Source organism: Nocardioides asiaticus, assembly GCF_040049175.1.
Taxonomy (GTDB): domain Bacteria; phylum Actinomycetota; class Actinomycetes; order Propionibacteriales; family Nocardioidaceae; genus Nocardioides; species Nocardioides cheoyonin.
Genome location: NZ_JBDZDM010000003.1, coordinates 29,548 through 44,270, shown reverse-complemented (window position 1 = coordinate 44,270; position 14,723 = coordinate 29,548). Strand labels below are relative to the sequence as shown.

Here is a 14,723-nt window from a genome sequence, read left to right as displayed (position 1 = left end):
CCCTAGTTCACCTGACGGTCGCGGCCCTCCCAGTAGGGCGCGCGGAGCTTGAACTTCTGCAGCTTCCCGGTGGCGGTGCGCGCGAGCGAGTCGCGGAACTCCACGACCGTGGGTGCCTTGTAGCCGGCCAGCCGCTCCTTGCACCAGCCGATCAGCTCGGCCTCGGTGGCCTCCCGGCCGTCGCCGAGCACGACGAGCGCGAGGATGGTCTCCCCCCACTTCTCGCTCGGTACCCCGATGACGGCGACCTCGGAGACGGCGGGGTGGCTGAAGAGGACGTCCTCGACCTCGATCGAGGAGACGTTCTCGCCGCCGGTGATGATGACGTCCTTCTTGCGGTCGGTGATCGTGAGGTAGCCGTCCTCGCCGATCTGCCCGCCGTCGCCGGTGTGGAACCAGCCGTCACCGAGCGCCCGCTCGGTCTCCTCGGGCTTGTTCCAGTAGCCCTCCAGCACGGTGTTGCTGCGGGCCAGCACCTCGCCGGCGTGCTCGCCGGTGCCGATGGACAGCTTCGTCCCGAGCGCGGGCGCGCCCGCGCGGGTCAGTCTGGTCGCACGCTCCTCGGCCGGAAGGTCGTCCCACTCCTGACGGGTCCGGTTGACGGTCAGCAGCGGGCTGGTCTCGGTGAGGCCGTAGATCTGGATGAACTCCCAGCCGAGCTCCTCCTGGACGCGTACGACGGTCCGCGTCGGCGGGGGCGCGCCGGCCATGATGATGCGCACCCGGTCGCGCCCGGGGATCTCGCCCTCCCAGTCCTGCGCGGCGTCGAGCACCGCGGCGGCGACGGCGGGCGCGGCGCACATGAACGTCACCCCGTGGTCGCGGACCCGGCGCAGGATCTCGGCGCCGTCGACCTTCCGCAGCACGACCTGCTTGATGCCGAGGCCGGCGGTGGCGTACGGCATCCCCCACCCGTTGACGTGGAACATCGGCAGGGTGTGGAGGTAGACGTCGCGGTCGGTCAGTCCGGCGTGCAGCGCGAAGACGGTCGCGTCGGTCCAGATGTTGCGGTGGGTCAGCTGGACGCCCTTCGGGCGCGCAGTGGTGCCGGAGGTGTAGTTGATCGTCGCGGTGGCGTTCTCGTCGGGCTCCCACGGCTTCGGCACCGAGCCCTCGGGGGCGAAGAGGCTGTCGTCGTCGCCGAGCACGAACCGGTGCTCCGCCGTGACGTCGCTGAGCTCCTCATCGAGCTCGCGGTCGATCCACAGCACCCGGGCCCCGGAGTCCTCGACGATGTACTTGACCTCGTCGGGCCGCAGGCGGAAGTTCACCGGCACCAGGATCCGGCCGTAGCCGCACACGCCGAACATCGCCGTCAGCAGCCGCGCGCTGTTGTGGCTCACCATCGCCACCCGCTCCCCCGGGCCGACGCCGAGCTCGTCGAGGCGGGCGGCCATCCGCGCGGCGAGCGCGTGCACCTCCCGGTAGGTCAGCCCCTCGCCGCCGAGCGCGGGCGCGGGCTGCATCGGCTCGTCGACGACGCCGACCCGGTCGGCGTACACGAGCGCGGCGCGATCGATGAAGTCGGAGACGCAGAACGGTACGAACACGTGACCTCCCAGTCCTCGCGTGATCGCGGTCACTCTAACGAGTGTCGCCGTCGGCCGCCTCCGGGGTCGCGGTCGAGCCGACGAGCGATCGCTTCGCTGCGTCGAGCGGTCGGGCCACGGATGAGCGCCCTCTCACCGGTTCGGCGGGAACCTCCCGGCGACCACGACGCCGTACACCACGTGGTCGAGCGCGAGCATCGCCCGGCCCACCACCTTCCCCTGCGGGTGGCGTACGCCGAGCAGCGGGGCGAGCAGCAGCTCGAAGCCGAGCCAGACGCCGAGGCCGTACGCCGGCCCGGACACACCGCGCACCTTCAGTGCGTCGGGCAGGAGTGCGTACGCCGCGCCGCCGCCGGCGCCGTAGGCCCAGTGGGCCAGCTCGGTCACCGCGGAGCGGGTGCCGTCGCCGACCTCCTCGACCGACGCCGGCGTCCCCTCCCGCACCATCGTGTCGGGAGGCGACTCACGCAGCAGCCCGAGACTGAGCGTCACCTCGCGCAGCGCGCTCATCATCATCGCGCCCGCGAGTCCTCTCGCGGCGGCTGCGAGCAGTTCGGTTCGACGCACCATGGCGGCTCCGGTACCCCTCCGGGTGACACCGGACTCGCGGTTTCACCGGTGCCCGGTTCGGGGACCGGTCGGCATGAACACGTCCACCCTGACCACCGCACTGCAGGGATCCGGCCCGTTCGCCACGGTCCTGGCCGACGTCAGCCAGGACACCGAGCACGGGCGGCACGAGCACGAGCTCCGCGTCCGCGCGGCATGCGAGCGGCTGGCGGAGCAGGGCGCGCCCGCCGACGTCGTCGATCTCGTCGCGCAGCGCCTCGACGAGCCCACCGACCGGCCCGCGCCGGTCGGTCGGATCGTGGTCGCCGGTCCCGAGGGCGTCGTGTACGACGAGACGGCGCTCACCCGGGTCGACCAGCCGGTCGCGACCTGGGACGCGCTCCCGGACCTGGCCGCCTGGATCGCCCACCGTGACGCCACGCTCCCGTTCGTGCTCGCGCTCGTCGACCACGAGGGCGGCGACATCTCGCTGTGGGAGTCCGATGTCAGCGAGCCCGACCTCAGCGTCTCCGCCGGAGGCGAGACCGAGAACATCCACAAGAAGCCGACCCGCGGCCCCGGAGCGGTCGAGATCCAGCGGCGCACCGAGGACATCTGGCGGCGCAACGCCGACGACGTCGCGGAGGAGCTGACCACCGTCGTACGCACGCACGGGCATCCACTGGTGCTCCTGGGCGGCGACCCGACCGCGGTGTCGCTGGTCCGCAAGGCCCTCGGGGATCTCCAGGCCCGGATCGTGGACCTGCCCACCGGGCAGCGGCACGCCGACGGCGGCGACGAGGCGCTGCACGAAGCGATCCACGAGGTGCTCGCCGGGGAGGTCGTGAGCCGGCGTACGGAGCTCGCCCACCGCCTCGAGCAGGGTCTCGGGCGCGGCGACGCCGCCGTGGCCGGCGTCGAGGCGGTCACCGACGCGCTGGTGCGCGGCCAGGTCGAGACGCTCGTCGTCGACCCGGCGGCCCTCTCCGAGGTGACCCTGAACCCGAACGACTTCCCCGGTCTCGCGTTCGGCGGCCCCGAGCCGTCCCGTCCGCTCCGTGCCGACGAGGCCCTGGTCGCCGCCGCGGTCGCCACCGATGCCGAGGTGACCACCCTGCCCAGCATCGCCATGCAGCGGCAGCCGGTCGCCGCGATCCTCCGCTGGGACCAGGGGGCGTGAGCGCGGTGTCCGTTCGTCTCGACCACTCGCGCGCGCCGATCCTGGAGGCCCTCGCGGACTTCCGCAACCGCGGCGACTACGTCTTCGGCCCGCCCGGACACCGCCAGGGCCGGGGCGTCGACCCGCGGGTCCTGAACGTCGTCGGCGAGGGCACCTTCGCCTCCGACGTCCTCAACCTCAACGGGCTCGACGACCGGCGCCTGTCCCGGGGGATCCTGCAGGAGGCGCAGGAGCTGATGGCCGACGCCGTCGGCGCCGAGCAGGCGTTCTTCTCGACCTGCGGCAGCTCGCTGTCGGTGAAGGCCGCGATGCTCGCCGTCGCGGGGCCCGGTGAGAAGCTGCTCGTCTCGCGCAACGCGCACAAGTCGGTGATGTCGGCGGTGATCGTCAACGGCACCGACCCGGTCTGGGTCCACCCGAAGTTCGACGAGCGCCGCAGGATGGCTCACCCGCCCGAGCCCGACGACGTACGCCGCGCGCTCGAGCGGCAGCCCGACGCGAAGGGCATGCTCCTGATCAGCCCGACCGACTGGGGCTCGTGCGCCGACATCCGAGGCGTCGCCGAGGTGTGCCACCGGGTCGGCGTCCCCCTCATCGTCGACGAGGCGTGGGGCGCGCACCTGCCGTTCCACGACGACCTGCCGGCCTGGGGCATGGACACCGACGCCGACGTCGTCGTGACCAGCGTGCACAAGATGGGCGGGGCCATCGAGCAGAGCTCGGTGTTCCATCTGCAGGGCGACCGCGTCGACCCCGCCGTGCTCGCGCAGCGCGAGGACCTGCTGGGCACGACCAGCGCCAGCTCGCTCGTCTACGCCACCCTCGACGGGTGGCGGCGCCAGATGGTCGAGCACGGCCACGATCTCCTCGACCGGGCGCTGCGGCTCGCCGACCGGGCGCGCGCCGAGATCGCCGCCATCGACGGCGTCGAGCTGATGGGCCCCGAGGTGGTGCAGGAGGGGTTCGCCCACGAGGTCGACCCGCTCGTCCTCACCGTCGACGTCCGCGGCCTCGGGATCAGCGGCTACCAGGCCACCGAGCACCTGCGCACGGCGCACCACGTCGACATGGGCGCCAGCGACGCCTGCCGCTTTAGCGCCCGGCTCACCCACAGCGACGATGAGGAGACGGTCGCGCTGCTCGTCGAGTCCGTACGCCGCCTCGCCGCCGAGGCGGGCGGCCTCGAGCAGGCGAAGCCGGTCGACTTCCCGTCGCCGGAGGGGCTCCAGCTCGAGACTGTGATGCTGCCGCGCGACGCGTTCTTCGCCGAGGCGGAGCAGGTACCGGTCCGCGACGCCGTCGGTCGGATCGCCGCCGAGATGGCCAGCCCGTACCCGCCCGGCGTACCCGTCATCGCACCCGGCGAGCGGATCACCGCCGAGGCGGTCGACTACCTCCTGTCGGGCAGGGCCGCCGGCATGCTGCTGCCCGACCCGGCCGATCCGAGCTTCGAGACCGTGCGCGTCGTCGCCTGACCACGACCCCGGACTCGACGGGTCACACTCCCGGACTCGACGGGTCACAACCCCGGACTCAACGGCGCCAGGCGCGGATCCTGCCGGGCTCGATGTCCGGTGACTGGGTGGAGGCCCAGACCCGGCGCCACTGGGCGACGTCCGGGCCCGAGGGGTCGGGGGTGTCGCCGGAGGCGGCGCGGCGCAGGGAGGAGTACCAGTCGGTCTGCTCCTCGTCGAGGAGCCGGGCGACCGCGTCGCGGATCCGCGGCGCGAACGCGCGCACCGACTCGCCCTCGGCCGGGACGAGCGGCTCGCCGAAGCGCACGGTGAGCTGGCGCCGCCCGCGCGCCGGCCAGGAGGCGCCGCGCGGCATGGCGGCGAAGGTGCCGCGGTGGGCGACGGGTACGACGGGGACGCCGTGCTCGACCGCGAGGTAGGCAGCCCCCATCCGGAAGTTCCCCATCCAGCCGTCTTTCGACCGCGTCCCCTCCGGGTAGATGACCAGGCTCCAGCCGTCCGCGAGCACCTCGCCCGGCGTGGCCGACAGCGTGCCGCCGCGGCGGTCGATCGGCAGCGTGTTGAAGAGCAGGGACGAGCCGACCGCGCGCCACCAGGTGTCGAAGAAGTAGTCGGCCGCGGCCGCCACCGCCGTACGTCGCCGCCACTCGTCGGGCAGCGACAGCAGGAGCAGTGGGGTGTCGAGGTGGGAGGCGTGGTTGGCGACGAAGATGACCGGGCCCGTCAGCCGGTCCAGGACGTCGAGCCCCTCCACGCGGGTGCGCACCTGCGAGCGGAAGACCGGCTCCAGCCCGGCCTTCTGCGCGGCCTCGCGGACAGCCATCGCCGCGGGCGTGCGGGACCAGTCGTTGGGGTAGACGTTCCTCGACGGCGGCGGCACGAACGGCTCCGCCGAGCGCGGCACCTGGGCGCGGTGGCCCCAGCGCCAGCCGCGCTTGACCTGCGTGACGTCCGCGACCGTGTCGCGCCAGAACGAGCGCTTCATCGCACGTCCGCCAGCAGGTGCGGAGGGTTGTGCAGGTAGGTGATCGACGGCGAGGTGCCGACCGTCCCGGAGGCCATCTCGAGCGCGTCGGCCAGCGTCGAGGCGGCCCGGAAGCCGAGCCGCGACGCCACCTGCCGCCTCGCCCCGACCCAGATCACGTCGCCGACGTGGTCCATGGCGTGCGCGGCCCAGTACCACATGTAGAACGGGTGGACGCCGTGGTAGGCGTGCGAGGTGCGGTAGAGGTGGCGGTACCACTCGTCGGTGGCGAACTGCTGCTCGTACTTCTCACCCACCACCGCCGGGTCGGTCGACTCCGCGAGCACCTCCTCGTAGAAGTCGACGTACGACGGGTGGTGGAGCGTGTTGAAGCCCTCGTCGAGCGGGTGGTAGAGGATCACCGCGCCGCCCTGCCGGACCAGCGGCCTGCCGAGGTAGGAGTTGAAGTAGTAGCCGAGCCCCATGCAGGTCGCGAGGATCGGGTTCATCGAGCTGTTGACGTTGTAGGGCCCGAGGTACGGCACGCCCATGACGAGGACGTCGGACTGGCCCTGCACCTCGACCCGCTGCTGGCGGTGCACGTTCGCCAGCGTCCGGTCGTGGACGGCCTCGACCTCGCCCGCGTTGATCCCGGTGACGCCGTACGCCGACCGGAGGTCGTGGAACAGCTTGTGCCTCAGCTTCCGCGGCGCCAGCGCGAGCCCGCGCCGCATCCCGAGCATCGTGGCTTGGTCCTTGACCGACCACTCCCACTCCCGCTTCATCAGGAAGTCGTACGGCTTCGGGAAGACGTCGTTGTCGAGCGTCGTCTCGATCTGGAACACCTTCACGTGCTCCTTGATGAGCCGCCCCATCCGCCACGCGGAGGAGTGCATCTCGGAGTGCTTGTGGTCCATGAACGACCGCGAGTGCACCATCGTCTTGGCGTTGTGGTGGTGGCGCAGCGATTTGTACGACGCCAGCCCGATCCCCACCGACTTGTGGCCGCCGTCCATGGCGACGAGGTTGACGTTGACGTAGACGAGCAGGTCCGACTCCGCGGCCCGCTTGCTGATCTCGACGTCCTCGCCCTTCTCGGTGGTCCCGAGGTGAGCGAGGTTGGCGCGGTCCTCGGCGTCGAAGTTGGTGAGCGCCCCCTGCGGCCAGAAGCTGCGGAAGACCCGCTCGCCCACGATGTGGCGGATCTCGGCGGCGGTCATCCGCCGGTGCAGCGCGTTGGCGGCGACCAGCTCGACGTCGTCGACGCCCTTCTCGGCGGCGAGGGTGAGGACCTGCTCGATGATCCGGCCGCGTACGTCGGGGGCGCGCATGGTCGGCAGCGGCAGCGACAGGTCGTCGAACGCGATCGTCAGCCGCATCCCGGGGAAGAGCAGCTCCGGCAGCGGTTCTGAGTCGACCGGGTGCAGCAGCGCGTCGCTGATCGCCTGCTCGACGTCGGGCACCGCGGGGACCGACTCGGGCGGGTAGACGACGCGGGTGCCGAGCGGGAACTCCTCCAGCCGGAAGCCGAGCCCCTCGTGCACGAGCAGCGGCGGCGTACGGTCGTCGACTTCAAGGACGAAGCCCGGGCGGGTCATGAGGAACTCCTCGGATCGAAGGCAACCTTGACCGTGCCGAGGCGGCCGGCCGAGTGGGCGTGGTCGAGCGCCTCCCGCCAGCGGTGCAGCGGGTAGGAGGCGACGGTTTTGGACATGCGGGCGACGGAGTCGTGGGCGACGAGCTCCGTCGCCTTCGCGAAGGCGTCCTCGCCGCGGGCGGAGGCGTATGTCCCGACCACGTCGAGCTCGCGGAACCAGGCGGCCGACAGGTCCGCCGCCGCCGGCATCCCCGACAGCACGACCCGGCCGCCAGCGCGGGTCGCGTGCAGGCAGGTCTCCAGCGACTGCTTGGAGCCGACCGCGTCGATCGCGACGTCCACCCCGCCGAGGAGGTAGGGCGAGGAGTACTCCGGCTCGAGCTGGAACGCGCCGGTGGCCCGGCGTACGCGCCGCAGCGTCTCCTTCGGGGCCACCACCTCGGTGGCGCCGAAGTCCTGCGCGAGCTCGCGCTGGTGGCCGTGCTTGGCGACGACGAGGACCTCTCCCGCGCTGGTGAGCTCGCGGAGCGCGAGCGTGACGAGCAGCCCGACCGCGCCGGCGCCGGAGACGAGCACCCGGTCTCCGGGGCGTACGCCGGCGCGCAGCGCGGTGTGGACGGCGCAGGCGACCGGCTCGATCAGCAGCGCCTGCTCGTCGGAGAGCCCGTCGGGCACGGCGTGGAGCTGGGAGCGGTGGGCGACCAGCTGCTGGCTCCAGCCGCCGCCGGTGTCGTGGCAGAAGCCGGTCTGCAGGCCGGGCGAGAGGTCGCCGACGGTGATCCGCGAGCAGCGGTTGGTCTCGCCGCGCTCGCAGGCCTGGCACTGCTCGACGCCGCGGACCGCACAGGTGAGGACCGGGTCGACGACCACCCGGGTGCCGGCGGGCAGGTCCTCGCAGTCCTCGAGCAGCTCGGCGACCACCTCGTGGCCGGGCACGAACGGCAGGCTGACGACCGCCGAGAAGTAGAGCGAGGTCTTCCCCGACAGCATCCCGAGGTCGGAGCCGCAGATCCCGGAGAGCCGGACCCGCAGCCGCGCCCAGCCCGGCCCGTCGACCTGCGGCGGGTCGATCGTCACCAGCCGCAACGGCGCCGCGAGGCCGGTGAGCAGCATCGGGATCCGGCCGCCCGCGGCCTTGCCGATCATCGTCTTCGGCACCGACCGGAACATCTCCAGCGCGAGCATCAGCGGATCCCCCCCGTCGGGTCGAGCGAGCGGGTGGCGTGGCCGGGAGAGGCCCAGTCCACGATCGTCCAGTGCGACGTCCGGGCGTGCCGGAAGAGGGGTACGTCGGGCCGGACCGCCACCGGGTTGCCGACCGCCGCCAGGAGCGGCAGGTCGGAGTGGCTGTCGGCGTACGCGAAGGACGCCTTGAGGTCGACCCCGTTGCGACGGGCGTACTCCCGCACGAACGCCCCGCGCGACTCCCCCACCAGCGGCGAGGACGCCAGGTGGCCGGTGCAGTAGCCGCGCGCGTCGACCGCGAGGTCGGCCGCCTCGATGTGGTCGAACAGCGGCGCCAGCGGCCGGGTCAGCGGGCGGACGGCGCCGGTGATCAGCACCGTCCGGTGCCCGGCCGCGCGGTGCTGCCTGATCCGGCGTACGGCGTCCGGCGCCAACCGGGCGAGGACGTGCTGTGTCAGGTGCTCATCGACGATCGCGTCGAGGTCGGACAGCAGCGCGCCGGCGTACTCCTTGTAGACGGTCCGCAGGAACGCACCGCGCTCCCTGCGGTCGGCGTTGACGAACTTCGGCAGCTTCCCGGCGATCCGCGCCGTCTCCGCGAGCTTGCCCGACGGCGGCAGCTCGCCGAGCCGCATCCACAGGTAGGTCTCGATGACGTTCGAGGACAGCAGCGTCCCGTCCATGTCGAAGAACGCCGCGACCGCGGGCTTCGGCTCCAGCTTCTTCAGCTGCCCCACCGAGGACCGCCTCTCGCGCAGCTTGCGCAGCTCGTCGAGCTCGCGGACCGGCTTCGTGACGGCCGGGGCGTGGATGTCGTGGAGGTACTCGTACCAGTCGATGACGGCGGTGTCGAAGGCGAAGGTCCGCTGGTCCTCGGGCGAGAGCGAGCGGTAGAGCGCGAGCGTGTTGGCGTCGACGAAGCGCAGGTCGGCCTGGGCGTACTCCTTGTAGAGGTCGAGGTAGCGCCGCAGGAACCGCAGCCGGCGGCCCTGGAGGTCGAGCTTGCGCGCCCAGGAGCGCGCCCGGTCGCTGCGCGGCGCGAGCCCGAGCAGCCGGTCGGCGACCTTGTGCGCGCGCTCGCCGGTGCTCATCACCCGCTCGACGGTGTGCGCCCCCGGCCAGGTCCACTCGGGCAGCCGGGCGGCGCCGCGGTCGCCGAAGGAGAACGGGTGCTCCTCGAAGTAGGCCCTGACGTAGTCGTAGAGCATGCCGAACGTGACCGGGTTGCGGTCGCCGGACGCGAGGTGGAAGTACGCCGGCGAGCCCGGCTCGGGCGGGTGCGCCAGGCAGGCGACGATCGAGCTCACGACCTGGTCGATCGGGACGATGTCGATGGTCGTGTCGGCCGCGGCAGGGAAGAGCGGCAGCTCGCCGCGGCCGTAGGCGAGGATCAGCGGCTCGGCCATCTTGAAGCCCTCGATCCAGCCGGGGTTCGGCCGGTTCAGCGCGGACTCGATGATCGACGGGCGGTAGATCGTCACCCGGTGCCCCTCGACGGCGTACGCCTCGACGACCCGCTCCCCCAGCGCCTTCGTGAACGTGTAGCAGTCGGTCCAGCCGAGGCTCCGGGCGCGCTCGGTGCCGACCCGGACCAGCTCCTCCTTGACCCAGCGCTTCCGGGCCTCCTCGGTCGCCGCGGCGGCGGTCAGTAGGCCGGCCCGGCCGTGCTCGCGCTCGGCCCGGCGGCGCTCCCGGCCGAGGACGTCGACGCTGCGAGAGCGCGCCTCGATGTCGGCGCGCTGGGCGAGCCCCCACGCCAGCTCGGCGTCGAGGTCGACGGTGTGATCGACCGGCGCCTCGGGGATGTGGCCGCGCCGGCGCCCGGAGACGTACGCCGTGGAGACGTGAAGGTAGTGGGCCGCCGGACTGGCCTCGCGCACCCGCTCGAGCAGCGCGCGCACGCCGACGACGTTGGTCGTGAACGCCTCGTCGACCGGCGGGTCGAAGGAGACGTCGCCGGCGCAGTGGACCACCGCGTCCAGGTCGGTCGGCAGCGCGGGCGGCGCGGACAGGTCGCCCTCCACCACCGCGACCCGGGAGCCCGTGAGCGCCTCGACCCCGCCGGCGGCCTCGACGACCTCGGCGAAGATCGGCTTGCCGAGCAGCTTCTCGACGCGCTTGGCACCGCTCGTCGACCCCTTCGGGCGGACCAGCACCGAGAGGCGCACGCCCGGCACCTCGGTCAGCAGCAGGTGGAGCAGCGCCTCGCCGACGAAGCCGGTGACGCCGGTCAGCAGGACGTGCTGGCCCGCGAGACGCTCCTTGATCGTTCCCCCGGTCCGCTCAATCACCCTGGAGATTCTGCACTGTCAGCCTCCCGTGCGGGCGGCGGGGCGCGCCACGACCGTCGAGTCGGGGGTTGTGCCCCGTCGAGTCGGGGGTTGTGGCCGGGCCTACGCCAGCGCCGCGACCAGCTCACGGGCCCGCGCGATCGCTGACGGGGTGTCGCGGTGGATCCGCCGGTCGGCGCGGAGGTGGTCGGCGACGCCAAGACGCTCGAGCACCTCGTCGTGGGCGGGGTCGATGCCGGAGATCATCACGATCTTGCCGCGGTGCTCGAGGCGGCGGACCACCTCGTCGAGTACCTTCGCGCCGGTCGCGTCGATGGTGCTCACCCGGCTCATGCGCAGCACGACGACGCGTACGTCGGCGACGTCGGCGAGCTCGAGCAGGAACCGGTGGGCGGCGGCGAAGAAGAGCGGCCCGTCGAAGCGGTACGCCGCGATGTGCTGCTTCAGCAGCTCGTGCTCCTCGTCGCTGTGGTCGCCCCGGGCGAGCTCGACCTGCTCGACGCGCACCTCGCGTGCGACCTGGCGCAGGGCGTAGAGCACCGACACCAGCAGGCCGGCGACAACCGCGTCGACGAGCGTGAAGACCACCGTCACCACGAAGGTCAGGACGAGCACGAACGCGTCGCCGCGGGTGGACCGCAGCAGCGCGCCGACCGAGGCGGCGTCGACCATCCGGACGCAGGTGGCGAGCAGGACGCCCGCGAGGGCGGCGAGCGGGATGTGAGAGACGATCTGGGCCAGCGCGCTGACGATGACGAGCAGCACGACCGCGTGGGTGACCGGCGCGAGCTTGGACCGCGCCCCGGCGCGGACGTTGACGGCCGTACGCGCGATCGCCGCCGTCGCGGGCACGCCGCCGAAGAACGGCACCGCCAGGTTGGCCAGCCCCTGGCCGACGAGCTCGCGGTCGGGGTCGTGGCTCTCCCCCACGGTCATCGAGTCGGCGACCGTCGCGCAGAGCAGGCTCTCCAGCGCCGCCAGCGCCGCGACGGCGGCTGCCGCGGGCGCCAAGCCGCCGAGGTCGCCGAGGTGGAGGAACGACGCGCTGGGCGCCGGCAGGCCGGCCGGTAGCTCGCCGAGCCCGTCGAGCGGGAGGTCGAGGAGCTCCGACGCGGCGGTGGCGAGCACGATCGCGACCAGCGACCACGGCACCACCGGCCGCCACCGGCCGGCCACCAGGATGAATGCCGCGACGGCCAGTGCCGTGAGCACCGGTGTCCAGTGGGGCGAGTCCGCCCAGCGGCGTACGACGTCCCAGGCGACCGCCCAGGTGTGGTCCTGGTCGCCGCCGGCGAGCCCGAACATGCCGGGCACCTGCTGCAGCGCGATCGTCACCGCGATGCCGGCCGTGAAGCCCTCGATGACCGGCACCGGCAGGTAGCGGACGAGCCTGCCGAGCCCCAGTCCGGCCATGACCAGCAGCATCACGCCGGCCATGAGCCCGGTCATGAGCACGCCGTCGGCGCCGTGCTCGTGGATCACCGGCACCAGCACGACCGTCATGGCACCGGTCGGGCCGGAGACCTGCAGGTTGGAGCCGCCGAAGACCGCGGCCACGACGCCCGCGATCACCGCAGTGACGATGCCCGCCTCGGCGCCCATCCCCGAGCTCACGCCGAAGGCGAGCGCGAGCGGCAGCGCCACGACGGCGACGGTCACGCCGGCGATCAGGTCGGCACGGGGGTTGCGGCGTACGGCCAGCAGGTCCTCCCTCCCGGGCAGCAGGGAGGAGGCGCGGGCACGGACCTGGGCAACCGACACGCGGGAAGGATAATTCGAATGTGACCAATTGAAGAAGTTTTCAAGGCGTACGCCGTCAACGGACGACCAACGGACCGTCAAGTCCGGGTCAAGCGGCCCGCCGCCCGGCGCGGGCGGGACACTACGCTCGGTCCATGGCCCAGGTACTGCTCGTCGAGGACGACAGCGCCATCAGGTCCGCGCTCACCCGCGGTCTCGCCGACCTGGGCCACGCCGTGACCCCCGTCGCCAGCGGCGCCGACGCCATCGCCTCGCTCACCGCTAACCGCCCGGACGTGATCGTGCTGGACCTCGGCCTGCCCGACATCGACGGAGCCAACGTTCTTGCGATGAGCCGGGTAGTGGAGTCGGCGCCGGTGATCGTGGCGACCGCGCGCGACGACGAGCGTGACATCATCCGGCTGCTGGACGCGGGCGCCGACGACTACCTCGTGAAGCCGTTCTCGGCCGCACAGATGGACGCCCGGATCCGGGCCGTGCTGCGGCGCACCTCACCGGCGCCCGCGGACGATCGGACCCTCGCCGTCGGCGACCTCCGCCTCGACCCGGTCGGGCGGACCGCCCGGCTCGGGGAACGCGAGCTGGAGCTGACCCGCAAGGAGTTCGACCTGCTCCACACCCTCATGCAGCGACCCGGCGAGGTGGTCACGAAGCAGCGGCTGCTCGCGGAGGTCTGGCAGCTGCCGTGGGGCGGCGCCGACCGCACCGTCGACGTCCACCTCTCATGGCTGCGTCGCAAGCTCGGAGAGACCGCGGCGGAGCCGCGCTACCTCGTCAGCGTCCGAGGCGTGGGCGTCAAGCTGGTCGACCCGGTGGCGCGCCGTTGAGCCTGCGCGCCCGCATCCTGCTGCTGGCCACCGGCACCGCCGCGCTCGTGGTCGTGCTGGCCGGCGTACCGATCGCGCTCCTGCTGCGCTCCGCGGCGTACGACGACCTCGAGCAGGACGCCCGCGCGGCCGCGCAGAGCACGGCCGACTACCTCTCCACCGGGAGGTACGACGACACGGTGCTCTCGCAGTACCTCGACCGCCTCAACGCCCGCGGTCACTGCTCCGTGACCGTCGTGATGGGCGACGGCGACGTGCTGGGGGCCGCCCTGCCCGACGGCGTCGCACCGCGCGAGCGGGACCACTCGGGACTCGGCCACAACCATGACCGCGACGACCTCGGCCGGGTGTCATCCGCGACCGTGACCGACGTCGACGAGGGCCGGGTCGTCGAGCTCGACGCCCAGAGCACCCAGGGGGTGGCGCAGGTCTTCGCGCTCGCCCCCGACCGCGCCGTCCGCGACGAGGTGGTCGAGCGCTGCCTGATCGTTGCCGGCTGCGCGGTCGCGCTGCTGCTGCTCGCCGCCGGCGCCGCGGAGATCACCGCGCGCCGGCTGGCCCGGCCGCTGGAGCGGACCGCCGAGACCGCCGTACGTCTCAGCGGCGGCGACCTGCTCGCCCGAGCGCCCGTCGAGGGGCCGGCCGAGGTGTCCCGGGTCGCGGTGGAGCTCAACGCGCTGGCGGACCGGATCGACGAGCTGCTCGCCCGGGAGCGGGAGACGACGGCCGACCTGTCGCACCGGCTGCGCACGCCGCTGACGGCCGTACGCCTCGGGGTCGAGTCGCTGCCCGCGGGGACGGCCAAGGACGAGCTCGAGGCGCACGTCGCGGCCCTCGAGCGCACACTCACCCAGATCATCCACGCCGCCCGACGGCCGCAGCGCGAGGGCGTCCACCCGCGGTGCGACGCCGTCGAGGTCATGCGCGAGCGGGTCGCCTTCTGGAGCCCGCTCGCCGAGGACCAGGGCAGGAAGGTCACCGTGACGCTGCCCGACGGGGAGGTGCCGGTCCGCGCCGCGGCCGAGGACCTCGGCGCCGCGCTCGACGCGCTGATCGAGAACGTCCTGGCCCACACACCCGAGGGCACTGCCTTCGAGGTGGCGGTACGGGTCGAGGGCTCCTCGGTCGTCGAGGTCCTCGACGAGGGCCCCGGGATCCCGCCCGCGGCGCTCGACCGGGGACGCAGCCACCACGACTCGACGGGTCTGGGGCTCGACATCGCGCGGTCCTTCGCCGAGGGCGCCGGCGGGTCGCTGTCGCTGGTCGACGGCGGCGTACGCCTCACCCTCCCCGCCGTGGACCCCGCCGACGGCAAGACTTGACCCGGACTTAACGCAGGCCAAA

Annotated in this window: 11 protein-coding genes; 4 read left to right on the top strand and 7 right to left on the bottom strand. The window is 72.9% G+C overall.

The window, feature by feature from the left end:
- Nucleotides 1–2: 2 nt before the first annotated feature.
- A complete protein-coding gene (locus tag ABLE53_RS10825; protein ID WP_348858918.1) occupies nucleotides 3–1,550 on the bottom strand; it encodes an AMP-binding protein in 1,548 nt (515 codons plus the stop codon).
- Between the two features lie 132 nt (nucleotides 1,551–1,682).
- Entirely contained in the window at nucleotides 1,683–2,120 is a 438-nt protein-coding gene (locus ABLE53_RS10820; protein ID WP_348858917.1) for a hypothetical protein, read from the bottom strand.
- A 73-nt stretch (nucleotides 2,121–2,193) separates the two neighbouring features.
- Here ABLE53_RS10820 and ABLE53_RS10815 point away from each other — a divergent pair, with 73 nt between their 5' ends.
- Complete coding sequence (locus ABLE53_RS10815; RefSeq protein ID WP_348858915.1) at nucleotides 2,194–3,279, top strand: baeRF2 domain-containing protein; 1,086 nt, start codon at nucleotides 2,194–2,196, stop codon at nucleotides 3,277–3,279.
- Nucleotides 3,276–4,754, top strand: coding sequence for an aminotransferase class I/II-fold pyridoxal phosphate-dependent enzyme (locus ABLE53_RS10810; protein WP_348858913.1), 1,479 nt, complete (start codon nucleotides 3,276–3,278; stop codon nucleotides 4,752–4,754). Before ABLE53_RS10815 ends, ABLE53_RS10810 begins: the two co-directional genes overlap by 4 nt.
- Before the next feature lie 58 nt (nucleotides 4,755–4,812).
- On the opposite strand, the gene ABLE53_RS10805 is transcribed toward ABLE53_RS10810, so the two are convergent.
- From ABLE53_RS10805 to ABLE53_RS10785, 5 genes are all read right to left on the bottom strand, one after another.
- A complete protein-coding gene (locus tag ABLE53_RS10805) occupies nucleotides 4,813–5,739 on the bottom strand; it encodes a lysophospholipid acyltransferase family protein (RefSeq protein WP_348858912.1) in 927 nt (308 codons plus the stop codon).
- Nucleotides 5,736–7,316, bottom strand: a complete 1,581-nt coding sequence (gene larAH, locus ABLE53_RS10800; RefSeq protein ID WP_348858910.1) for an NPN-dependent hydroxyacid isomerase, LarAH14/15/16 family — start codon at nucleotides 7,314–7,316, stop codon at nucleotides 5,736–5,738. The genes ABLE53_RS10805 and larAH overlap by 4 nt, the downstream gene beginning before the upstream one ends.
- Entirely contained in the window at nucleotides 7,313–8,500 is a 1,188-nt protein-coding gene (locus ABLE53_RS10795) for a zinc-dependent alcohol dehydrogenase (protein WP_348858909.1), read from the bottom strand. Before ABLE53_RS10795 ends, larAH begins: the two co-directional genes overlap by 4 nt.
- On the bottom strand, nucleotides 8,500–10,791 hold the full coding sequence (locus ABLE53_RS10790; RefSeq protein WP_348858907.1) for an HAD-IB family hydrolase: 2,292 nt from the start codon (nucleotides 10,789–10,791) through the stop codon (nucleotides 8,500–8,502). The genes ABLE53_RS10795 and ABLE53_RS10790 overlap by 1 nt, the downstream gene beginning before the upstream one ends.
- 102 nt (nucleotides 10,792–10,893) lie before the next feature.
- On the bottom strand, nucleotides 10,894–12,552 hold the full coding sequence (locus ABLE53_RS10785; RefSeq protein ID WP_348858906.1) for a SulP family inorganic anion transporter: 1,659 nt from the start codon (nucleotides 12,550–12,552) through the stop codon (nucleotides 10,894–10,896).
- Between the two features lie 134 nt (nucleotides 12,553–12,686).
- On the opposite strand from ABLE53_RS10785, the gene ABLE53_RS10780 reads away from it, so the two are divergent.
- A complete protein-coding gene (locus ABLE53_RS10780) occupies nucleotides 12,687–13,379 on the top strand; it encodes a response regulator transcription factor (RefSeq protein ID WP_348858904.1) in 693 nt (230 codons plus the stop codon).
- A complete protein-coding gene (locus tag ABLE53_RS10775) occupies nucleotides 13,376–14,701 on the top strand; it encodes a HAMP domain-containing sensor histidine kinase (protein ID WP_348858902.1) in 1,326 nt (441 codons plus the stop codon). Before ABLE53_RS10780 ends, ABLE53_RS10775 begins: the two co-directional genes overlap by 4 nt.
- Nucleotides 14,702–14,723: the final 22 nt, after the last annotated feature.